General features: G+C 68.8%; 17 protein-coding genes. 11 read left to right on the top strand and 6 right to left on the bottom strand.

What is annotated here, in order from left to right; genetic code table 11:
* Window positions 1-193: 193 nt before the first annotated feature.
* The 5 genes from AC5020_RS01715 to AC5020_RS01695 all read left to right on the top strand — a co-directional run bounded on the left by AC5020_RS01715 (window position 194) and on the right by AC5020_RS01695 (window position 7,581).
* Entirely contained in the window at window positions 194-1,546 is a 1,353-nt protein-coding gene (locus tag AC5020_RS01715; RefSeq protein WP_464986982.1) for a DUF262 domain-containing protein, read from the top strand.
* 1 nt (window position 1,547) lies between these two features.
* Complete coding sequence (locus tag AC5020_RS01710; protein WP_464986981.1) at window positions 1,548-3,578, top strand: GmrSD restriction endonuclease domain-containing protein; 2,031 nt, start codon at window positions 1,548-1,550, stop codon at window positions 3,576-3,578.
* A 307-nt stretch (window positions 3,579-3,885) separates the two neighbouring features.
* The gene (locus AC5020_RS01705) at window positions 3,886-4,473 is read left to right on the top strand and encodes a hypothetical protein (protein WP_464986980.1); all 588 of its coding nucleotides are present in this window, start codon (window positions 3,886-3,888) and stop codon (window positions 4,471-4,473) included.
* A 112-nt stretch (window positions 4,474-4,585) separates the two neighbouring features.
* Window positions 4,586-6,319, top strand: a complete 1,734-nt coding sequence (locus AC5020_RS01700) for a DEAD/DEAH box helicase (RefSeq protein WP_464986979.1) — start codon at window positions 4,586-4,588, stop codon at window positions 6,317-6,319.
* A gap of 194 nt (window positions 6,320-6,513) precedes the next feature.
* Window positions 6,514-7,581, top strand: coding sequence for a M20 family metallopeptidase (locus AC5020_RS01695; protein WP_464986978.1), 1,068 nt, complete (start codon window positions 6,514-6,516; stop codon window positions 7,579-7,581).
* Here the strand turns inward: AC5020_RS01695 and AC5020_RS01690 are convergent.
* The gene (locus tag AC5020_RS01690) at window positions 7,570-8,568 is read right to left on the bottom strand and encodes a LacI family DNA-binding transcriptional regulator (protein ID WP_464986977.1); all 999 of its coding nucleotides are present in this window, start codon (window positions 8,566-8,568) and stop codon (window positions 7,570-7,572) included. The genes AC5020_RS01695 and AC5020_RS01690 overlap by 12 nt on opposite strands.
* Before the next feature lie 102 nt (window positions 8,569-8,670).
* On the opposite strand from AC5020_RS01690, the gene AC5020_RS01685 reads away from it, so the two are divergent.
* From AC5020_RS01685 to AC5020_RS01670, 4 genes are read left to right on the top strand one after another with little or no spacing between them, the layout of a single operon-like run.
* Entirely contained in the window at window positions 8,671-9,474 is an 804-nt protein-coding gene (locus AC5020_RS01685; RefSeq protein WP_464986976.1) for a glutamine amidotransferase, read from the top strand.
* Window position 9,475: 1 nt separating this feature from the next.
* The gene (locus tag AC5020_RS01680) at window positions 9,476-10,522 is read left to right on the top strand and encodes a DMT family transporter (RefSeq protein ID WP_464986975.1); all 1,047 of its coding nucleotides are present in this window, start codon (window positions 9,476-9,478) and stop codon (window positions 10,520-10,522) included.
* Window positions 10,519-11,574, top strand: a complete 1,056-nt coding sequence (locus AC5020_RS01675; protein WP_464986974.1) for a phosphotriesterase family protein — start codon at window positions 10,519-10,521, stop codon at window positions 11,572-11,574. The genes AC5020_RS01680 and AC5020_RS01675 overlap by 4 nt, the downstream gene beginning before the upstream one ends.
* A complete protein-coding gene (locus AC5020_RS01670) occupies window positions 11,571-12,512 on the top strand; it encodes a ribokinase (RefSeq protein WP_464986973.1) in 942 nt (313 codons plus the stop codon). The genes AC5020_RS01675 and AC5020_RS01670 overlap by 4 nt, the downstream gene beginning before the upstream one ends.
* Window positions 12,513-12,597: 85 nt before the next feature.
* Here the strand turns inward: AC5020_RS01670 and AC5020_RS01665 are convergent, their stop codons facing one another.
* Window positions 12,598-14,115, bottom strand: a complete 1,518-nt coding sequence (locus tag AC5020_RS01665) for a sulfatase family protein (protein WP_464986972.1) — start codon at window positions 14,113-14,115, stop codon at window positions 12,598-12,600.
* Window positions 14,112-15,341, bottom strand: a complete 1,230-nt coding sequence (locus AC5020_RS01660) for an ROK family transcriptional regulator (protein ID WP_464986971.1) — start codon at window positions 15,339-15,341, stop codon at window positions 14,112-14,114. The genes AC5020_RS01665 and AC5020_RS01660 overlap by 4 nt, the downstream gene beginning before the upstream one ends.
* Window positions 15,342-15,549: 208 nt before the next feature.
* On the opposite strand from AC5020_RS01660, the gene AC5020_RS01655 reads away from it, so the two are divergent.
* The gene (locus tag AC5020_RS01655; RefSeq protein WP_464986970.1) at window positions 15,550-16,899 is read left to right on the top strand and encodes an MFS transporter; all 1,350 of its coding nucleotides are present in this window, start codon (window positions 15,550-15,552) and stop codon (window positions 16,897-16,899) included.
* Complete coding sequence (locus AC5020_RS01650; protein WP_464986969.1) at window positions 16,896-18,203, top strand: D-arabinono-1,4-lactone oxidase; 1,308 nt, start codon at window positions 16,896-16,898, stop codon at window positions 18,201-18,203. Before AC5020_RS01655 ends, AC5020_RS01650 begins: the two co-directional genes overlap by 4 nt.
* Before the next feature lie 120 nt (window positions 18,204-18,323).
* On the opposite strand, the gene AC5020_RS01645 is transcribed toward AC5020_RS01650, so the two are convergent.
* The 3 genes from AC5020_RS01645 to AC5020_RS01635 are packed head-to-tail and all read right to left on the bottom strand — an operon-like array spanning window position 18,324 to window position 21,633.
* The gene (locus AC5020_RS01645; RefSeq protein WP_464986968.1) at window positions 18,324-19,751 is read right to left on the bottom strand and encodes a sulfatase family protein; all 1,428 of its coding nucleotides are present in this window, start codon (window positions 19,749-19,751) and stop codon (window positions 18,324-18,326) included.
* A 20-nt stretch (window positions 19,752-19,771) separates the two neighbouring features.
* The gene (locus AC5020_RS01640; protein WP_464986967.1) at window positions 19,772-20,665 is read right to left on the bottom strand and encodes a carbohydrate ABC transporter permease; all 894 of its coding nucleotides are present in this window, start codon (window positions 20,663-20,665) and stop codon (window positions 19,772-19,774) included.
* A complete protein-coding gene (locus tag AC5020_RS01635; protein WP_464986966.1) occupies window positions 20,662-21,633 on the bottom strand; it encodes a carbohydrate ABC transporter permease in 972 nt (323 codons plus the stop codon). The genes AC5020_RS01640 and AC5020_RS01635 overlap by 4 nt, the downstream gene beginning before the upstream one ends.

The raw sequence follows: 21,633 nt of genomic DNA, 5'->3' as shown, positions 1-21,633 counted from the left end.
GAGCTACGCGGAGTCGTACGGGCTCCGCTAAGCATCCGTACGACAGAACAGTTTGCGCCCGCTCGATGACCGGGATGCCGAAGATGCACCTGACCCGAAGGCCTCGGCGGATAATGCATAGACCCCAATATCCTGCTGTCCCGACGCCTCATGCTCGCGCGAACCGTCGCTCCGGGTCGGTACAGTCTCGGACATGGCGATACGTGAGGATGAGCTCGGATTCGCGTCGGTCGGCGAACTGCTCGGCGTCGATGCTCCCCCGCTGCGCATCCCGGACTTCCAGCGGCCTTACTCGTGGTCTGCCGACAATGCACGCCAGCTCTTCACGGACGTCAAGAACGCTGCACGGCAGGACAAGCCGTACATCCTCGGAACGATCATCCTTCTGCAACGTGCTCGGGAGCAACACCTCGAGATCGTCGACGGGCAGCAGCGGCTGCTGACTTTGCATCTGCTGCGCGGCCTCCTCCGCGACGGTCGGGAGCCGGTCCTCGGCAACGGGAACACGCCAATTCACAGAGCGCACCGGGAGCTTGCCGCCCAAGTAGGAGAGCTGGCCGCTCCCGGCGGCGACCCGAATCAGCTCGACCGCAATCGATTCCGCCTCTTCCTGGAGTCGAAGACCCTGCTGCTGCGGATCGTCACCGGCGACGAGGACGAGGCGTTCCAGTTCTTCGACTCCCAGAATTTTCGCGGCAAGGCTCTGCGCCCGCATGACCTGCTGAAGGCGTATCACCTCCGCGAGATGACCGGATCGAGCCGAGCCGAGCAGCGCGCGGTCGTCGAACAGTGGGAGGCGGCGGATGAGAACGAGCTCGACCGGCTCTTCGGCACGTACCTGGCACGGATCCACTGGTGGAGCAGGAATCTGCCTGCACACGAGTTCACCACCGCAGATCTCGCCCTCTTCAAGGGCATCAGTCGCTCCACTCCTCGGCTGCCCGGATTGGAATACCACCGGGCAGCCAAGGCGGTACTGCCCGGCATCCAGGAGTGGGCGCGGCCAAACGCCGACAGCCCTGCTGAACGTGACCTCAATCGCTCCCGGCACCAGCTGGACACTCCGCTGTCGGCCGGAAGACCCTTCTTCGACTTCGCCGCATTCATGCTCGAGGAGTCCCGGCGACTGGAGAAGGAGCTCTTCGACACCGATGATGCTCCGGCCGCTACCCAGCGACCGGACTCGAGCCCGTTCCGTGATGGGCCGCGATTCCGCTTCTGCCGAGAGCTCTACCTCGCCGCGGCCCTGTATTACACGAACAAGTACTCCGACGCCGGCCTGGCGGCGGTGCGCCGGCACCTCTTCCGGTGGGCATACGGGCCGCGCCTGGCGTACGAGCGGCTGACGTGGAGAACGATCGACAACTATGCCCGCGGGATCGATCCGAATCGGGACGGCCTCACCGCCGTGAACCTCTTCGCGATCATCCGCGACACCCTCGATCCCGCCGACGTCCCGCTCACCGACGTCACCGCGCCAACCACGGCCCGCGCCAGCAACACCGACGACGACACGCTCCTGAATCTGCTCACAGAGGAGTCCTGACGTGACGCGAACCGAGAAAGACGTGCATGCGATCCCCGTGGGCGACCTCTTCACCTCCACGAAGGACCGGTACTCGGTCCCGCTGTACCAGCGGAACTACACCTGGGGCGAGGAGCAGATCGAGCGACTCATCCACGATGTCCTGGACGAGGCCTCGCAGCCTGACCGGAAGGAGTACTTCCTAGGGAACCTGGTCGTCGCGCCGCCCGAACATGGCGCGACCCCGGAGTCCGTCTTCGACGTGATCGACGGGCAGCAGCGCCTGACTACGCTGTACATCCTGCTGACGAAGCTCCGGGACCGTCCCGAGTGGTCCGACCGGATCGGCGAACTGCACCCGCTCACCTATGAGTCACGGGAGAAGGCCACGCGCGCTCTCCGGGGCGTTGCCGACCCGGTCGACGAGGACGAGGAGCGCGAGCGAGAAGACGCCGGGATCCTCCGTGCCGGCCAGATCATCGGCAAGCAGCTCAATTCGCCCGAACTGGCCCAGCGCATCGCGCAGTTCGGGTTCGTCGATTACCTGCTGACCTCGGTCAAGCTCATCCGGATGCCGATCGACCGGTCGACGGACCTGAACCGCTACTTCGAGATCATGAACACTCGGGGTACTCAGTTGAGCCCCGTCGATATCGTCAAAGCGCGCCTGCTTCGCTGCCTCACGGTTCGCAGCGACCGCGCCCTGCTCAACCACGTGTGGACGGCGTGCGCCGACATGGATCACTACGTCGTCATGACGGCGACTCCAGGTGACACCTCCTGGCGCACCACTGTGTTCGGAGACTCATGGGATGAGGCCCCGACGTCGGACTTCTCCATCCTGCGAACGCAGCTGATCGACCGGGATGCAGAAGCCGCCATTGACACCACGGCGGCCAGCCCAATCGGAGCTTTGACCTTCGACGATGCGATAAGTCGCTACGCACAGACGCCTACCTCGGACGAGGACGACGAGATTCGCGATTCCGAACGCTTCACCTCGCAGATCACGTTCCCCACCTTGCTTCTGCATGTCCTTGCGATCCGCCATGAAGCTGGCACTTGGCACCAGGATCGCCAGCTCGACGACAAGCAGCTGGTGAGGAGGTTCGCTGAGCAGCTCGCGAACGAGGACGTCGCGGCACGGGAGCAGTGGGTACAGAACTTCACCACTGACCTGCTCCGCGTCCGCTTCTTCTTCGACCAGTACATCCTCAAGCGCGATGCGACGCTCACCAGCGGGCACGAATCCACCAGTGAGGACGAGCCCGGCGGCTGGTCGCTGTCCCGAGTCGAGAAGGGTGAGTCCACCAAGAAGAACAAGGTGGCCCATTCTCCGCGTTACCGGCCCACGTTCGCCGCCGATGATTCCGGAGCGGGACCGCGCAGCGTGCAACGCCGTATCCTCCTGCTGCAGTCAGCGCTACGTATCACCTACACGTCCCCACGCACCATGCACTGGATGACCGATGTCCTGCGGTACGTCACCGAACGCGCTGACCGCGGTGAGGCCATCACAGGACCGGGGCTCCTCGACCGCCTCGAAGCGCATACCCTCGAGCGTCTGGACGCCGCCCTCCACCCCGATCCCGCGCTGCACGACGAGCTGGACCCCGACGGTCATCCCGTCGGCTTCGCGATCCCCCGTATCGTCTTCACGTACCTCGATTACCTGCTGGTTCAGGCCGAGGGTCGCTGGGACTTCACCTTCAGCTACCGCACGTCGATCGAGCACTTCTCCCCGCGTACGGAAGATGCCGAGCATGCCTCGCCAGCGTTCCACGTCGATGACGACAGGCTTCTCGAGTGGCTAGGGAACCTTGCCCTCGTCACCGTGAGCGCGAACTCGAAGTTCTCGAACTACCAGCCGACCACGAAGGCGAACAACCAGGCAGCGCGTCGGCAGAGCGTGAAGCTCGCGCTCATGGCAGAGAAGGTGAGCTCGGGGGAAGGAGCCAGCTGGAACGACGGGGACATCCGTGAGCACCACTCTAAGATGATGAGCTTGCTGCACCGTGGTCTCACGCAGTCCTCGTGCACGTACGGACAGTAGGAGCGCAAGACACTCCGTCGTGAGGGCGTCTCAGTGACGACCCTTTTGGCCCGCGGAGCGTGGCTCAGGCACAACTGGCATGCGTCGAGGCCACCAAGGAGCGCACTGGCTTCGTCGGCCAGGGTTTCGCAGGGCCACGTCCTCAGCTGTCGGACGCCGTCCATACGGTGCGTTCCGTAGCACTATTGACGACGATCGGAACGCGCTCGGCGGTCCCGCAGTACTTTTCCGAAAGACCCACCGGCCCGGCGCAGCGGTCAGTACATTCTCCTCATCCGCGACGCACTCATCCTGCGAGGACGCCATCATGAGCCAAAGGAACACGCGCAACAATTCAGCCAGCACCCCGACCCAACCTGACCACGCCGATCTCTTCGAGACGCTGCCTGCCTCACTCCGGTACGACCCGGAGACCGTGCGCGCGGCGCTGCCGCGGTTCACCCCCGCCATGCGAGCCGATATGGCGAAGCAGCTGCGCATCGACCTCCGGAGAACCCATCGGCGCGGCCTGCCACAGGACCAGATCCGGGCCGTGGTGAAACGCGCGCGCCACCTGCTCGAGCTACTCGAAGAGCGAGTCATTCGAGGCCCCATCGTCGATGACCTCGCTGTGCCAGCGCCCGAGCGGACGTCCGCGAAGCCGGCCCACACCACGGAGAAGAAGCCGGCAGTCAAGCGCAAGAAGGGCAAGAAGCAGGCAGCGAAGTCCGGGACGCAGAAGAAGCAGACCGCCACGAGCATGACGAAGGCACGCAGCAAGAAGCAGGCCGACAAGCCAGCCAGTTCGACCAAATTTCGTTCCGTTCGGACCTATCGACCCTCGTCACCGTACTTGTACCCGGTGCGCGGACGCACGGTGAGTGGAGGGCTTCCGACCCTGGGTCGTCGGGGCTGAGCTGTCCGGAGAGTCGCTCCACACCGTGCACCAGTGCGTCGCGTTAAATTGCACCTCCCGCAAGCGGGCGAGCCACCTCTGCCCACACTCGAGCCCCCGGTAGCCTCGCGAGATGCCCACCTCTCGCCGATCCAGTACGCGTCGACGCAGCAGGTCCCCGCGCCGGAAAGCGTCGAGCCAGTCGCAGCGGCCACTGCCGTTCGTCGGCCCGGGCGAGCGGTTCTGGGTGCTCGACGTCCCCTACGGCACCCAGGTCGAGAACGCCGCCTGGCATCCCGCGGTGAAGATGCACCTCTACGTCGGCCGCGCACTCCCCGAGCATCTCGCGCCCTACGCTCCCGGCCCGCACACCCCCGGCCGGTTCCTCGAGAACACCCTCAACCCCGACGATCCCGCACCCACCGCCGAGCCGGCCGAGGACTTCGAACCTCGCCAGAACCAGTACGAGGCCGCCGATGCGATCGCGGAGTGCGCCGCAGCTGGCGGGCGACAGTTCCTGCTGGCCGACGAGCCCGGCGTCGGCAAGACGATCTCCGCCGTTCTCGGAGCGACAGCTGTCGGCGATCTGCGCGGCGCACAGCGCGTGCTCGTCGTCGCCGACCGGCCCGCGGCGATCACGATCGGGCACTGGTGCCGCACCATCTCAGCGCTGGGAGACGGCGGCCTGGAGTGGGTGGTGATCACGTGGGACCGGCTGGAGAAGATCACCGGCCACACGTGGGACGTGATCATCGCGGACGAGGCCCACGCGCTGCGTCGGACCACGACGAAGCGGTGGAAGCTCTGGGCACGGATCTCTGGGCACGGGAAGCCGCACGACAAGGCACCGTTCGTCATCGCGACCACCGCGACTCCCGGTCACACGCCGCTCGAGCTGACCTACCTGGCTCCGGCCTACGCGCAGGCGCACGGCGAGACCATGAAGGAGTGGACCTCGGCGTCCCAGCCCGGCGCCACGTTCGCCGCCGCGCTCGAACGCCACGGGGTCGGCGTGGAGCGGGGACGCTACGGCGCGACGTGGACCACCGACGCGGAGCGTCGCGCCGCGGACCTCGCGCGCGTGCGCGGCTGGCTCGAGGACCAGCGCCCGCCGTCCATGCTGCACCGCGCGGCGCCGTGGGGGCCGGTGCCGATCTCCGGGATGCCGGTGACGCTCACCCCGGCGGAGCGGGAGGCCTACGAGACCGAATGGGGAGAGTTCTGCCGCGAGATGGACATCGTTCGGCGCGGACGCAACACCGCCAAGGGCCGGGCGGCACTGCTGCGCTTTAGGCAGAAGGCCGGGCTGATCCGCGTCGACTCCACGGTCGCCTGGATCGTCCAGCAGGTCGAGGCCGGTCGCCAGGTGGCCTGCTCGGTCGAGTTCGTCGGCACCGCTGCCGACCCGATCGCCGAGCGGCTGCGCGATGCCAGCCTCAAGGTGGCCACGATCTACGGCCAGGACCGCTTCGACGTCGAAGCCGAACGCCTCCGCTTCCAGACCGGCCAGGCGAAGGTCTGCGTCTTCACCACAGTCGCCTCCATCAGCCTGCACGCCGGCGAGACTCTCGAAGGCGGACGTCAGGCGAGCACCGAGCCGCGGGTGGGCGTGTTCCACCAGGCCCGCTTCTCGGGCATCGCCGGCCGGCAAGTCACCGGCCGCACCCACCGCGACCAGCAGGTCTCGCCCTGGCACATCGCCTACGCCCAGGGCACCGTGGAGGAACAGGTCAGTAAGGCGATGATGGAGCGTATCGCCGCGGCCTCGGACACCGTGGGCGGTGACACGGACGGGCTTACCGACATCGCCCAACTGCTTGGGGCCGACTGGCTGCCGCCCGCGAGCATTACTGCGGGGGATGCGTGATCGAGCGGGACAGGTAGAGGACCTACCGTCACAGCCCATCAGGCCACTACTCATCTCGCCGCGGTAGCCGTCAGCGCGTACTCTCGTGCCGAGCTCGGGAGGGATGACGGGATGCACCGCCGGTCCGCGCTCACCCGGCCACACGGGGCCCCCAGCGCCCCCGACATGTCACCCAACGCACCCCGGAGGCCCTGTTGATCGACCCCATCGACCTCGCTGCGGATCTGGTCCGCATCCCCAGCCCCTCCACCGATGCCGACGGCATGCGCGCGGTCCAGCAGCGCGTCTCGAGCCTCCTCTGCGAGCACGTTCCCGACACCCACATCCGCACCGGCGGGGACGATCGACCGTGGACCCTGATATCTCTCGGATCGGATGGCCCTGCCCCGCTGTTCGCCTGCCACACCGACACCGTGCCCGTCGGGGACCCGCAGAGCTGGTCCCGCGACCCGCACAGCGGCGAGACCGATGGCACCCATCTGCACGGGCGGGGCGCGGTGGACATGAAGGGCGGGCTCGCCGCGGGGACGGCCGCGCTGGTGCGTGCCGCAGCACAGGGCGCGGGCGGGCACCTGCTGCTCACCGCTGATGAGGAGATCGGATCGCTCGGTGCGCAGCGCACCGAGGAGGCGATTGCGGATCTGGACCTGACGGGGATCATCGTGCCCGAGGCAACCGCTCTGGATGTGCGATGCGCGCATCGCGGCGCCAGCTGGCTGCGGCTGATCGCCCGGGGTCGCGCCGCGCACGGCTCCGCCCCGGCGCGCGGGGTCAATGCCGTGCTCCGGCTCTCCAAGGCCTTGGGGCCCGCCCTGGCCGCCGCGCCTCTGCGCCATGACACGGTGCTCGGCGAGGAGACCGCCTCGATCGGCACATTCGAGGGCGGCGATGCCACGAACATCGTCCCCGCCACGGCGTTCGCGACCGTGGACCAGCGGACCGTCGCGGGCTCGGCTCCCCTGCTGGAGCACTGGCGACAGGTCGACGGCATCGACGAGGTGGAGACGATCCTCGATCTCGCCGCGCTGCGCACCGATCCCCAGGCACCCTTCGTCCGCTCGCTGCCCGCACCCCTGGACCCGACTCCGGTCACATATTTCACCGACGGGTCGGTGCTGCAGGGTTTCTGTCCGGATATCCCGATCGTCGTCTGGGGGCCGGGCGATGCGACGCAGATGCACTCCGTGGACGAGCGTGTCGAGCTCGCTCAGCTCACGACCGCCACCGACCTGTTCACCCAGGTGCTGCTCTCACGCCGGTGAGGTCGCGTTCGCGCTGACGGACTCAGCGATCTTCAGGTCCATCGGCAGCAGGTGCGTCGCTGGCTCCCTACTGCTGCCGGCGGCCTCGACGAGGTCCAGCGCCTGCCGCGCGATCTCGGCCAGCGGCTGCACGACGGTGCTCAGCCGAGGCGTCACCCAGGAGCCCTGCTCGATCCCGTCGAACCCGATCAGCGAGAGGTCCTCGGGGATGCGCAGGCCGTGCATGGGCGCGGCTGCGGCCAGGCCGACCGCGACGATGTCACTCGCGGCGAAGACCGCCGTGGGCGGATCCTCAAGGCGCAGGACGCGGGAGAGGGCGCTGGCCCCGAACGACTCGGAGTACGTCCCCTCGAGCACCAGATGCGGATCCACCTCGAGGTGGGCGTCGCGCAACGCCCGCAGGTGACCTCGCAGCCGGTCCCGGGCCGAGTCGAGGCGGCCCGGACCGGCGAGGTGCGCAATACGACGATGCCCCTTGCTCAGCAGGAAGGTGGTCGCCCGGTAGGCGCCCTCGAAGTTGTCGGCGCCCACGAACGGTCGGTTCTCGGCCAGCGACCCGTCGAGCTTCTCGTCGACCACGACGAAGGGGAAATCGTCGGGCACCTCGGCGAGCAGGGCTCCGCTCCCAGTCATCGAGACGAAGAGGACGGCATCGGCTCCCAGGCCGCGGCCCTGGGTGCAGGCGGTTACGATCTTGCGTTCCCGGGCCTCCAGCCCGTCCGAGACGAGCACTGAGACCTCGAGGCCACGGTGGTGAGCGGCGTCGGTCAGGGCTTGGGTCAGCTGCGCGAAGTAGGGATTGGACAGCTCCGGGATGACCAGCGCGACGTGCTCTACCTTGCTGCGCGGCGCAACGAATCCGGTGGCCTCCATCGCCGCCCTGATACGGCTCTCGGTGTCTCCGCTGAGCCGGAGCTGCCCCTTGAGGAAGCGCGAGACGGTCGAGGTCGAGACACCCGCTTCCCGGGCGACGGCGGATATCGACATGGGTTCCCTTCCGGTGGCGATGCCTGGACAGGCTACGCGGGAGTGGCTTGCGATCCGAACGCCACCGCTCTAGTGTCAGGGCACACAATCATTGCGCAAGCGTTGCGCAACGCAGACACGGACGAGTCCGAGGAGGACCACATGGCGAAGGTGCTGTTGGCAGGAGAGTCGTGGGTCAGCGCGACCATCGACCACAAGGGGTACGACCCCTTCCCCCACACCCAGGTGCAGATCGGGTGCGCTCGACTTCTCGATGCACTGGGCTCCGAGGGGCACGACGTCACCCACCTGCGCTCCCACGATGTGGCCGAGTTCTTCCCCCAGACCCGCGAGGAGCTCGATGCCTACGACGTCGTCCTGCTCTCCGACATCGGCGCCAACACGCTGCTGCTGCCGCCGCGGGTCTTCGACCAGGGCCGCCCCGCTCCCAACCGTCTGCACCTGCTGCGTGACTGGGTCCGTGACGGCGGCGGGCTGATGATGGCCGGTGGCTACCTCTCCTTCCAGGGCTTCGGCGCCAAGGCGAACTACGCCGGCACCGCCGTCGAGGAGGTCCTGCCGGTGAGCATCCACCGCTGGGATGACCGCGTGGAGTCCCCGCAAGGCGTGCAGGGCACGCTGACCGGCACCGACCACCCCGTCGTCGCCGGCCTCGACGCGACCTGGCCAATCCTGCTCGGGTACCAGGAGCTGGTCGCCACGGACGACGCGACCGTGCTCGCCGAGGTCGAGGGCCACCCGCTGCTTGCGGTCCGCGCCGTCGGCGCCGGGCGCACCCTGGCCTTCGCCTCGGACATCTCCCCGCACTGGGCCCCCCAGGAGTTCATGGACTGGGCCGGCTATGCGACGCTGTTCAGCCAGGCCATGACCTGGCTGGCCGGCGACGACTCGGACGAGGTGGCGTGAGATGAACACGACCTCCGACGACGTCGTCCACGATCGCCCGCCCGTCGCGAAGACGGCCTCCCTGGGCCTGTTCGTTCTGTTCACCGTGCTCGCCGGGACACTGGGGCCGATGCAATCCGCCGTCAACGGGCGCCTCGGCGCCGATCTCGGTGACGGTCACCTCGCCTCGATCGTCTCCTTCGGCAGCGGCCTGCTGCTGATGTTCGTGATCATCCTTCCGCGGGCCTCGACGCGCCGCGCCTTCGCGAGCCTCCCCGGCCATCTGCGTCGGGGCACCATCCCGTGGCCGAATTTCTTCGCCGGGCTGTGCGGGGCGGTGATCGTCCTGTCCGAGGGAATCTCGGCAGGGCCACTGGGCGTCGCGACCTTCCAGACCGCGCTGATCTCCGGCATGGTCATCTCCGGCGTGGTGTGCGACCGCCTCGCCATCGGTGTCCAGTTCAAGCAGGCCGTGAGCTTCTTCCGGATCCTCGGTGCCGCTCTCGCCGTCGTGGCGACCGTGCTGGTCGTCTCCCCGAACTTCGAGACGCCCCACGCCCTGGCACTCGTCGCGCTGCCCTTCGCCGGCGGCCTGCTCGCCGGCTGGCAGCCCGCAGGTAACTCGAACGTCGGCAAGCTGGCCGGATCGATGCTGGTCTCGATCACGTGGAACTTCCTGATCGGTTTCGTGTTCCTCACCGCGGCGTACCTCATCCGCCTGGGCACGGGCCATGCGAGCTTCGCGCTGCCGGACACCTGGTGGATGTATCTGGGCGGCCCGCTGGGACTGGCCTCGATCGCTCTGATGGCGATCCTGGTGAGACGTCTGGGACTGCTGCTGCTCGCTCTGGCCTCGACGGCAGGGCAGCTGGTGGGCTCCATCCTCATCGACGCACTGATCCCGGGGATGGGCACCGTGCACGGCGTGACGATCCTCGGTGCCCTGGTGGCGCTGTGCGCCTCCGCGATCGCCATGATCCCCTCGAAACAGGTGCGCACGCAGGACGGCGCCCGGCAGCTGGCCGCGCACGACGGGCAGGAGCCCCTGTCGCAGGAGGCGCGCCCATGACGCAGTCTCCGCGAACGGTGCAGACGGTGGCGGGTGCCGTCGATCCCGCCGAGCTCGGCGTGGTCCTTCCTCACGAGCATCTGTTCAACGACCTGAGCTCGTGCCTCGTGGAGCCGACGTACTCCTTCAGCCAGGTCCTCGCCGATCGTCCCGTGGACGCCTCCCTGCAGTGGGCTCTCAAGCAGGATCCGTACTGCAGCGCCGACAACGTCGCCCCGAAGGACCCCGCCGGGGTCCGGGCCGAGGCTGTCGCCTTCCAGGGCGTCGGCGGAGGCACGATCGTCGACGCCACCGGGTCCGACGCGATCGGTCGCTCCCCCGCAGACCTCCTCCAGCTCTCCCGCGAGACCGGGCTGCACGTGGTGATGTCCACCGGCGCCTACCTGGAGAAGTTCGAAGGGGACCGCCTGAGCAGGCACAGCGTCGACGAACTCGCGGGCCACATCCTCGGCGAGCTCCGTGACGGCGTCGGCGAGGAGCGGGTGCGAGCCGGCATGATCGGCGAGGTCGGGGTCTCCCCCGACTTCACCGACGGCGAGCGGACCAGCCTTCGGGCCGCGGCCCTCGCCCAGCGGGAGAGCCCCGGCACAGCGATGAACATCCACATGCCCGGCTGGCAGCGCCGAGGCGACGAGGTGCTGGACATCGCCCTGGACGAGATGGGCGCCGATCCCGCACAGGTCTCCCTCGCCCACAGCGACCCCTCCAGGGCCGACCTCGACTACCAGCGCCGTCTCCTGGACCGCGGCATCTGGCTCGAGTTCGACATGATCGGCCTCGACATCTCCTTCCCCGGCGAGGGGGTCTCCCCCTCGATCGTGGACACGGCCGACGCCGTGGCCCGGTTGATCGAGCTGGGGTACGGCGACCAGCTCCTGCTCAGTCACGATCTGTTCCTCAAACAGATGTGGAGCCATCTGGGAGGGAGCGGTCTGGTCCTCGTACCGACCGTCTTCCTGGAGCTGCTGGCCGCGCGGGGCGTGGACTCCGAGCGAGCCGAACGGCTGATCACCACGAACCCCCAGCGATACCTCGGAGGGTCTGGACAGTGACCTCGACGATCGCCGGGCACAGCGGCACCGGGGAGGGCCGGATCCTCGTCGTCGGGTCCGTCAATGTCGACCTCGTCCTCGCGGTGCCGCGCCACCCGGCGCCGGGCGAGACGCTGGTGGGGACCAGATCGCGCCGTTCACCGGGCGGCAAGGGCGCGAATCAGGCCTGCGCCGCAGCGCGCCTGGGCGGCGACGTCCGCTTCGCAGGCCGCACCGGGGCCGATGCCGACCTCGCTCTTGACCTGCTCCGCCGCGCCGGCACGGACCTCAGCGCGACGACCCAGGTACCCGGATCCGAGACAGGATTGGCCGTAGTCACTGTCGATGACGTCGGCGAGAACAACATCGTGATCATCCCCGGGGCGAACGGCTCGTGGACCGCGCAGGACATTCACGGGCTCAGATCCGCCGTGGAGGACAGCGATCTCGTGGTCTCCCAGGGAGAGATCCCCGCCGCTGCGGTGGATCAGCTGGCACAGCTGAGCACCGAAGCCGGGACCCGCTTCCTGCTGAACCTCGCGCCGGTGATCGACGTCGACGAGACGACGCTCGCCGCAGCCGATCCCCTGGTCGTCAACGAATCGGAAGGACGCCTCGCGCTGACCGCTCTGGCCGGTACCACCGCCCCGGAGGATGATGCGGCCACGGTGCGACTACTGCGCGAAGCAGGCGTGCGCAGCGTGGTCATGACCCGGGGAGCTCGCGGCGCGCTCGTGGTGGCCGACGAAGAGGTCACCGAGATCGGCTCACCGGCGGTGCGGGCCGTCGACACGACCGGCGCCGGTGATGCGTTCGTCGGCGCACTGGCCGTGGGTCTCGCCCGGGGCGAGAGCGCGGCCCAGGCGTGTAGGCGAGCAGTGCGGGTGGGCGCCTACGCGGTGACGCGACATGGGGCGCAGCCGTCATATCCCCAGCAGGGGGACGAACTGCCGGCGTGACGCCCATACTCTCGGCCCGTACAGCCGCGGGATCCGGCGGGGTGAGCCGCGGCGGACGGCGGCGCCAGCGGACACTGTCCCGCCTTCAGCGCGCCTCGGCCGCATAGGTCGACTCGTCCAGGCCCGACTGAGTGGGGTCGTAATCGACCTCGCCCACCTCGAACATCGTCGTCATCCAGTGGTAGAAATTGTCGCCGCGATCGCGCAGGCGCCGGTAGAGCCTCGTGGTGAGCTTCCTGCGCACCTCAGCCATCTCCGGATGGCCGTGCACGTTCAGCAACTCGTCCGGATCGGTGTGCAGATCGTAGAGCTCGTTGACGGAGTCCGGATTGACCACCAGCTTGTAGCGGTCGGTGCGGAGCATCCGCTGGGGGTACGGGAAGTGGTGTCCGTGGAACTCGCAGACGATGTCCTCGTCCCACTCAGGATGCTCCCCGCGCGCCAGGGGCAGCAGACTGCGGGAATCCACCGCGGGAGAGGGGTCCAGGCCGGCGAGGTCCAGGATCGTCGCGGTGCAGTCCAGGAGGCTGACGAACTCCTCGCGCACCTGGCCCGCTGCCCCGCCCGGAACCCGGAGAAGCCCCGCGGTGCGGTAGATGTCCTCGTACATCGCAGGGCCCTTGTCGTGCAGACGGTGAGACCCGGTGAACTCGCCGTGGTCGCTGCTGAAGAACACCGCGGTCTCGTCCGTGAGTCCCAGGCGCTCCAGCGCCTCCATCACGCGGCCGATCTCGTGATCGATCATCGCCACGTAGCCCCAGTAGACGGCGATGAGCTTGCGCGTGGTCTCGATCGGCATGGTGTCGAAGGTCCAGTGCGCGCTGTAGTTGGCCTGCACCGGCGGCTTGGCCGCGAAGGTCTCCGCGATGGAGCGGGGAAGCTCCACCTGGGAGGGGTCGATCAGGTCGAAGTACTCATCGGGCAGCACGTAGGGCAGGTGGGGACCGAAGAAGTTGAGCTGGAGGAAGAACGGCGTCTCGCCGCGCCGGAGGTCCTCGGCGTAGGTCTCGAGCAGCTCGATGGTGCGGGTCGCGAGATAGTGCTCGAAGGTCGCCTCGAGCGGCTGGTGCAGACGCGCCGCGAGCAGATTCCCCGGGCCGCCGTTGGGGAGGGTTCCGCGGATGCGGTCGCTGATCTCGTACGGCGGCAGTCCGTGCTCGGCGAGGTGATCGAGGTAGTCCTGCGCCTCCACGGGGTTGTGCCAGGCGGAGCCGGGCAGCTCCGGGCCGTCGAAGCCGGCGTCACGCGCCTCCTGCTGCGCCCCGGCGTGCCACTTCCCCACCAGCCCGGTGTTGTAGCCGTGATCGCGCAGGGCGTCGACGAAGGTGAACGTGCCCGGGTCGAGATCCTCGAGGTAGCCGACGTTCCGCTCGCGGTTGGCCAGCACCCGGTGCCGGAACGGCGCCTGGCCGGTCAGCAGGCTGACCCGGGCGGGGGTGCAGATCGCGGTGGGGGTGTACCAGCGGTCGAAGCGGGTGCCGGTGCGGGCGAGATCATCGAGCACGGGCGTGCTCCCGCAGGGGTTCCCGTAGGCGCCGAGGGTGTCGGTCCGGTGCTGATCGGTCATGAGGAAGAGGATGTTGGTCCGCTGGCCGTCGGTCATGCGGGGCTCCTTCGGAGTCGGGGGACGGAGGGCGTGCTGCGCGCTCCGGGATAGTCGGCGAGCAGGGAGGTGCGATGGACCAGGGCGAGAATCGCGCCCGAGGCCCCACCGGAGTCGCCCAGTTCGGAGACGCGCACGTGGGGGCGGGCGCCGTCGATCGTGTGGACCTCGAACGTGATCGTCGAGGCCACCTGCTGCACGAACACCGGAGCGATCCGCGGCAGCGTCCCGCCCACCACGATGTCCGCCGGGTTCAGTGCGAGGATCGTGCCGGCGAGCACCTGCCCCACGACGGTCCCCGCCTCACGCAGGACCTCCTCGAGGATCGGCTCGGCGCGCTCGACCGCGCGCTCGAGATCGGCGAGGTCGTTCAGGGCGAGCCCGCGCTCGCGGCAGGTCTCGAGCACGGCGGGGACGGAGGCGACGGTCTCCAGGCAGCCGCGCTTGCCGCAGCGGCAGGCCACGCCGTCCCGTCGGACGCTCACATGCCCCAGCTCGCCCGAGAGGCCGCGGTCCCCGTGCACGAGGCGGCCGCCCACCACCACCCCGCCGCCGATCCCGGCGGCGATCCGCAGGTAGACGAGGTCGTCATCGACCGTGTCCCGGTGAACCGCTTCGGCCAGGGCGGCGAGCCGTGTGTTGGTGTCCAACAGCGGGGTGAACCCGAACCGTTCGCGCACGGCGCTCTCGACGGCGCGGCGAGCACGGGCGGAGGCCTCGCGGGCCACGGAGTGATTCCCGCTCCAGGACGGCGAGTACGGTCCGGGCAGTCCCACGCCGACGCCCTGGAGTTCCCCGAAGCGGGTGCCGCCCTGCTCCATCTCGTCGACGAGCGCGAGGGCGGCGGCGATGCGTTCCTCCCACGGGGCGCCGGTGCCGAGCGGCCGGTGCTGGGCGGCGATGATCTCGTAGCTGGCGTCGACGACCGCGACGTGCACCGCCGCGTGCGCGAAATCCATCCCGAGGTACTGGCCCGAGCGCGGGTCGAGCGCGATCAGTTCGGCCGGCCGGCCCGAGCCCTGCCGGGATCCCGCGTCGGTGGCGACCACCTGCACCGCTCCACGCCGCAGCAGGCCCCCGACGATGTCGGAGAGAGTGGTGCGGGAGAGTCCAACCTGTGCCGCCAGCTCCGCGCGGCGCAGGGCGCCCCGTTCGCGGAGCACGGCGAGCACTCGCTCCTCGTGCCGCCATCGCACGAGCACCTGGCCGCCTTCGGGTGTGGACATGCGGTCAGGCTAGGCACGCGGCTTTTTTCCGACAACCTTCCGACGGAAAAAATTTCGAATTTCCAGGGTCGCGCGACGGAAGTTTTCCGTCAGAGTCTTGCCGGAAAAAACTTGCGTTCCTACCGTCCCAGGGGTCGCGAGCGGTACAGCCGTCGCGGCGGCCCCCACGGACCGTGGCGGGTCCTGACACGAAAGCAGGTCGACGACGATGTCCGCATCCCCCACTGCCCCCACCCCCTCGGTCACCTCCCGACGGGCCACCTTCGCAGCCTTCACCGGCGCCTTCCTGGAGTGGTACGACTTCTGGATCTACGGGACCGCCGCCGCGCTCGTGTTCCCCCAGGTCTTCTTCTCCAACGCCTCCCCCACGGTCGCCCTCCTCCAGTCCTTCGGCACCTTCGCCGTGGCCTTCCTGACCAGGCCGCTGGGCGCAATCATCTTCGGGCACTTCGGTGACCGGATCGGCCGCAAGCCCGTCCTGCTGATCACCGTCTTCCTGATCGGCGGTGGCACCTTCCTGATGGGCCTGCTCCCCTCGTACGCGGTCGCGGGAGGCCTCGGAGCGACACTGCTGATCGCCCTCCGCCTCGTGCAGGGCATCGGCATCGGCGGCGAATACGGCGGCGGCTCGCTGCTCGCGCTCGAGAACGCGCCCCGGGGAGGACGAGGCCTCGCCGGCAGCTTCCACCAGCTCGGCACCCCCGCCGCCCTGCTGGCCTCCACCGGCATCTTCGCGGTCGTGACGATGCTGCCGGTCGAGGCGCTGTTCAGCTGGGGCTGGCGCATCCCGTTCCTTCTCAGCGGCCCGTTCCTGCTGCTGGGCTTCTACATCCGCAAGCACCTGCCGGAGACCGCGGCGTTCACCGAGGACAGCACCGCGCAGAAGCGCGCCCCTCTGTTCGCGCTGCTGGTCGAGCAGCCGAAGGTGGTGCTGATCGGGATCGGTGCCCGCATGGCCGATGCGGTGACCTTCAACATCATCAACGTGTTCGCCGTCTCCTGGGTGACGAGCACCCTGGGGATGGACAGCGGCCTGATCCTCACCGGGTTCGTGATCTCCGCTGCGGTCCAGCTGTTCGTCCTGCCCGCGGCGGGGAGGGTCTCGGACCGCTTCGGCCGCCGGCCCGTCTACCTCACCGGCATCGTGATCTGCGCGATCGGCGGCGGGCTGCTGTACTTCCCGGTGATCTCGCTCGGCAACGCGCTGTCCACCTGGGCGATCATCATCCTCGTCCACGCCTTCGGGACCGGGCTCATGTTCTCCATCCAGAGCGCCCTGTTCGCCGAGCTGTTCGGCACCCGTGTGCGCTACACGGGCCTCGGCATCGTCTATCAGGGCTCCGCGCTGATCGGCGGCGGACCGACCCCGGCGATCGCGGTGGGCCTGACGGCCCTGGCCGGCTCCTGGTGGCCTGCCGGCGCGTACCTGATCCTCGCCTGCGGTATCAGTGCGCTGTGCATCTGGTGGGCCGGCGAGACGTACCGCACCGATCTGGCGGACCGTGACGGCGAGCCGTCGACAACCGCCGGCGGCACCCGGGAGGTGGAGGCCCGATGAGGCTCGAGGCATCGACTCCGCCACCCCGGCCGGTGCAGCGGGAGGCCGCCGGCTCCACCTGGTCCGGCTGCCACTCCTTCACCGCAGGGGAACTGCTGGTGCCGAGCACGGTGGAGCAGCTGCAGGTGACCGTCGCCGCCTCCTCCCGGATCCGGGCCCTCGGCACCCGCCACTCCTTCAACGACATCGCGGACACCGACGGCAGCCTGGTCAGCGTGCTGGGCCTGCCGGAGCGGTTCGAGCTCGACGATGACGCCGGCACCGTCACCGTCTCCGGCGGGACCTCCTACGGCCGCCTCGCCGCACAGCTGGGTCCGACGAGGTGGGCACTGGCCAACATGGGGTCGCTCCCCCACATCTCGGTCGCCGGTGCCGTCTCCACCGGGACCCATGGCTCCGGGGTGGGCCATCAGAACCTGTCCGCCGCCGTGCGCGCGATCGAGACCGTCGAGGCGGACGGCGAGCTGCGTCGCCGCACCCGCGAGTCCGATCCCGACTTCGCCGGCCGGGTGCTCGCGCTCGGCGCACTCGGCATCACGACGGCCCTGACCCTCGACCTCGTGCCCTCCTTCGAGGTCCGCCAGGACGTCTGGTTCGATCTGCCGTGGTCGTCGCTGCTCGAGGGCGTCGAGGACATCATGACCGCCGCCTACAGCGTCTCGATCATGCCGGACTGGAGCTCGACCGAGCGTGCCGGGAAGGTGTGGCTGAAGTCCCGCACGGACCACTGGGACGGGACCCTGGACCCTGCGCGATACGGTGCGCGCTGGGCGCTGAGCGCCCCCGGCGAGGTCGCCGAGGGGCAGTTCCCCCATCAGACCGTCCAGGGCGGCGTGCCCGGCCCGTGGTGGCAACGGCTGCCCCATTTCCGGCCGGACGCGAACCCGAGCCGCGGCGACGAGATCCAGACCGAGTACTTCGTGGACCGCCGCCACGGGACGGAGGCCCTCGCGGCGCTGCGCGCCTGCGCGGAGCGCTTCGCGCACCTGGTGCTGGTCTCGGAGCTGCGCACGGTCGCGGCCGACGATCTCTGGCTGAGCCCGTCTCACGGGCGGGACTCCCTGGGGATCCACTTCACCTGGGCGAACGACGCCGAGTCGGTGCTGGAGGTGCTCCCCGTGGTCGAGGCTGCGCTCGCGCCCTTCTCACCGCGCCCGCACTGGGGCAAGTGGTTCTCGCTCGAGGGTGCTGAGATCCGGGCGCACTATCCGCGCCTGGCGGACTTCCGCCGTCTCGCCGAGGCCGCGGACCCGGGCGGGACGTTCCGCAACGGCTTCCTCGAGCGGACGCTGGGGCTCGTCTGAGGGGTGCCCGTCCGGCGCTTTGTGGCAGCACCCCTCCCCGAAACCGGAACAGCGACGCAATCCGAGACCCGAGTGCTGAGCATCCGCAGCACCATGGCGAACGGTGCGGCGATCCCCCGCTCACCACGGCGCCAACTGCACCTGCCTTCGGTCCTCCACCCCCGCCAGCACGTCCAGGAGCCGCTCCATGAGGTCGAGCCGGACCCCGCGATGCGCGTCGTCGGCCCACAGGTTCACCAGTTCCCCCGGATCGGTCTCGAGGTCGTACAGCTCCCCGGTGCGCTCGCGCGGCGTGCTGGGAGCCCCGTGGTGGGCGATCAGCTTCCACCGGTCATGGCGCAGCATCGTCAGGTGCGCCGCGGGGTTCGCGGGGTCCCCGCTGGAGCGGTACTGGCTGAGCGCCCAGTCCCGCCAGTCCACCTGCTCCCCGCGCACCAGGGGCAGCAGGCTCTCCCCCTGCATCGCGCGAGGTAGCTCGATGCCCGCGGCCTCGAGGAAGGTGGGGGCCAGATCCACCCACTGCACCAGCTCATGCCTGCGCGTGCCCTCCGGGACCACGCCCGGCCAGCGGATGATCAGCGGCACCTTCACCGAGCAGTCGTAGAGGAACGGGCCCTTGCGCATCAGCTGATGGTCGCCGAGCAGCTCGCCGTGGTCGCTGGTGAACACCACGATCGTGTTCTCCGCGAGGCCCTCCTCCTCGAGCACGGCGAGGATCCGTCCCACCTCGTCGTCGACCAGGCTCACCATCGCGTAGTAGGCCCGCCGCACCTCGTCCAGCTCCGCGTCGGTGTGCTCGACGTAGCTGGGCATCCCGCCACCGCGGTGCTCGGAGGTCAGGCGCTGGATCTCGGGCTTGTCTTCGAGCTCCCCCTCGCGGGTGTTCACGGGTGGCAGCTCCACGTCGTCGTAGCGGCGGAGGTACTCCTCCGGTGCGCCGAAGCCGTGGTGCGGGTCGAAGAAGTTCGCCACGAAGAAGAAGGGCTGCTCCTCCCGTCGGTCGGTGCGGAGGAAGGAGATGGTCTCCTCCGCGATCCAGCGGCTGTAGTGCGCCTCGGTGGGAATCGTGTCGAACAGGCCGTTCTCCGCCAGCGCCCGCTCGTACAGCTCCGGCCTGCTCGCCCGCAGCCAGCGGTGGTAGGCGTTCTCGCTGGAGCCCGGGTAGGGATCGTGCGCCCAGCGGAAGACCCGGAAGCCGTCGTCCAGGCGCGGCTCGGTGCGGCCGTGGTAGCAGGAATGGAGGTGGAACTTCCCCACCAGGGCGCAGTCGTACCCGACCTCGGCCAGATCCTTCGAGAACACGCGGGTGTCCGGGGCGATGTCGACGCCGTTCTCGTACAGGCCGTGGGAGGAGACGTAGGTGCTCGTCATGAGGCTGGCGCGCGAGGGGGAGCACACCGGGTTCTGCACGTAGCAGTTCTCGAACAGCGCACCCTGCGCGGCGAGCCGGTCGAGGTGCGGGGTGCTCACCGCCGGGTTGCCCGCCGCCGCCACCATGTCATAGCGCTGCTGGTCGGTCGAGATGAGCAGGATGTTCGGCCGTGGCATGGCCATCCTTTCCGTGGGGGTCACTGTTTCACCGCGCCTGCGATGGAGTCGACGAACTTCTTCTGCAGGATCACGAACACGATCACCACGGGAACCAGGGAGATCACGGCCCCCGCCGCCATCCCCGACCAGTCCTGGCCGTAGTCGCTGACGAAGGAGGTCATGCCGATCGCGAGGGTCTGCAGATCCGGCGTGCTGAGCGTGAAGACCAGCGGCAGCAGATAGGCGTTCCACGCCGCGAGGAAGGTCAGGATCGTGACGGTGGCGGTGATCGGCCACGACAGCGGCAGCATCACCTGGAAGAAGGTGCGGACCGCGCCCGCCCCGTCGAGCTTCGCGCTCTCCTCGAGCTCCTTCGGCAGCCCGCGGAAGAACCCCGCGTACAGAAGTGTCGAGGCGATGTGGCCCCCGGCGCCGAGACCCAGGATCACGCCCGCATGTGTGTTCAGGAGGCCGAGCTGGTCGGTGAGCTGGGTGACGGGAATGATCGTGTAGCCCTCCGGGAGGAAGAACGTCACCAGGAAGATGCCGATGAGGATCTTCTTTCCCGGGAAGCTGTAGCGCCCCAGCACGTACCCCGCCAGGGCGCTCCGCACCACCACGATGACGATGGTGCCCGCGGTGATGATCACGGTGTTGAGGAAGTACTGCGCGAAGCCCGCCTCGGTCCAGGCCCGGGCGTAGTTCTCCCAGCGGAAGGTCTCCGGGATCAGGTTCAGCCCGCTGGAGAAGATCTCCGAGGATTGCTTGAGCGATGCCGAGACGAGCCAGATGAAGGGATAGATCCACAGCAGCGTCATCAGTACCAGCAGTGCAAGGGTGACGAGGCGGCGCGCGCTCACCGGGCGCCGGCGGCGCCGCACGGGCGCCTGCGACTGTGCCGTCACGGGGACACGGGAATCGGTGAGCGTCATGACGTCCCTCCCGGCATCATGCCGCGGGCCGCGCGGATGCCGAGCGCCTGCACGATCGCGAGGATCACGGTGAGCAGCCCGAACAGCACCGCCGCAGCGGAGGCGTAACCGAGCTGCGGGGTGGTCGCCGCGAACGCGGTGCGGTAGATGAAGATCTCGATCACCTCGGAGGAGAAGGCCGGCCCGCCGCCGGTCATCGTCTGCATGAGGTCGAAGACGTTCAGGGCGCTGACCGTGTCGATCAGTGTGATGATGATCAGGAACGGGATCAGCAGGGGCAGGGTCACCCGCCAGAACTCCTGCCATGAGCTCGCTCCGTCGAGCTGGGCGGCCTCGTGGACGTCCGTGGGCACGGTCTGGAGCGCTGCCAGCCAATAGATCATCGTGATGCCGAGCCACTTCCACACCCACACCGCGACCCCCGCCCACAGTGACGTGCCGGGGTGGGCCACGAAGTTGACAGGCGACTCGATGAGCCCCGCCCCCACCAGCGAGAGGCTGAGGGGTCCCTGCGCGTCCAGCAGCAGGGTGAAGACGATGCCGATGATCGCTCCGGTGGTCACGACGGGAAGGAAGAACAGAGTCCGGAACACGCCCTTGAAGGGCGTCGCCCTGCTGTTCAGCCAGAGCGCGAGCAGCAGCGCGAGGATGACCCGCGTCGGCATCGCGACCACGAGGAAGAGCAGCGACTTCCCGAACGAGTTCCAGAAGAGGGGGTCGTTCCAGAGCCGGACGAAGTTCTCCAGTCCGTTGAACGTGCCGGTCATCGCGAATCCCGGCCAGTCCATGAACGCGTACACCCAGCTGGCCACGAGCGGGTAGACGGTGTAGAGGCCGTAGCCGACCAGGGTCGGCAGCAGGAAGAGGTAGACCCACCACTGCTCACGGACCCGGCGCAGGAGCGACCTCCGGGTGCGGGGCGCGGCCGTAGGCGCGCTCCGGGTCATGTCGGTGGAGACGAAGGTCAT

The sequence above is a fragment of the Brachybacterium sp. SYSU DS0246 genome, assembly GCF_059391765.1.
Note: the sequence above shows the minus strand (reverse complement) of the source record. Positions and strands in the feature narration are given on the sequence as shown.

Coding starts and splice junctions, on each gene's coding strand:
- AC5020_RS01715 (WP_464986982.1), top strand. CDS start 194: ATGGCGATACGTGAGGATGAGCTCGGATTCGCGTCGGTCGGCGAACTG.
- AC5020_RS01705 (WP_464986980.1), top strand. CDS start 3,886: ATGAGCCAAAGGAACACGCGCAACAATTCAGCCAGCACCCCGACCCAA.
- AC5020_RS01700 (WP_464986979.1), top strand. CDS start 4,586: ATGCCCACCTCTCGCCGATCCAGTACGCGTCGACGCAGCAGGTCCCCG.
- AC5020_RS01690 (WP_464986977.1), bottom strand. CDS start 8,568: ATGTCGATATCCGCCGTCGCCCGGGAAGCGGGTGTCTCGACCTCGACC.
- AC5020_RS01680 (WP_464986975.1), top strand. CDS start 9,476: ATGAACACGACCTCCGACGACGTCGTCCACGATCGCCCGCCCGTCGCG.
- AC5020_RS01675 (WP_464986974.1), top strand. CDS start 10,519: ATGACGCAGTCTCCGCGAACGGTGCAGACGGTGGCGGGTGCCGTCGAT.
- AC5020_RS01665 (WP_464986972.1), bottom strand. CDS start 14,115: ATGACCGACGGCCAGCGGACCAACATCCTCTTCCTCATGACCGATCAG.
- AC5020_RS01660 (WP_464986971.1), bottom strand. CDS start 15,341: ATGTCCACACCCGAAGGCGGCCAGGTGCTCGTGCGATGGCGGCACGAG.
- AC5020_RS01655 (WP_464986970.1), top strand. CDS start 15,550: ATGTCCGCATCCCCCACTGCCCCCACCCCCTCGGTCACCTCCCGACGG.
- AC5020_RS01650 (WP_464986969.1), top strand. CDS start 16,896: ATGAGGCTCGAGGCATCGACTCCGCCACCCCGGCCGGTGCAGCGGGAG.
- AC5020_RS01645 (WP_464986968.1), bottom strand. CDS start 19,751: ATGCCACGGCCGAACATCCTGCTCATCTCGACCGACCAGCAGCGCTAT.
- AC5020_RS01640 (WP_464986967.1), bottom strand. CDS start 20,665: ATGACGCTCACCGATTCCCGTGTCCCCGTGACGGCACAGTCGCAGGCG.
- AC5020_RS01635 (WP_464986966.1), bottom strand. CDS start 21,633: ATGACCTTCGTCTCCACCGACATGACCCGGAGCGCGCCTACGGCCGCG.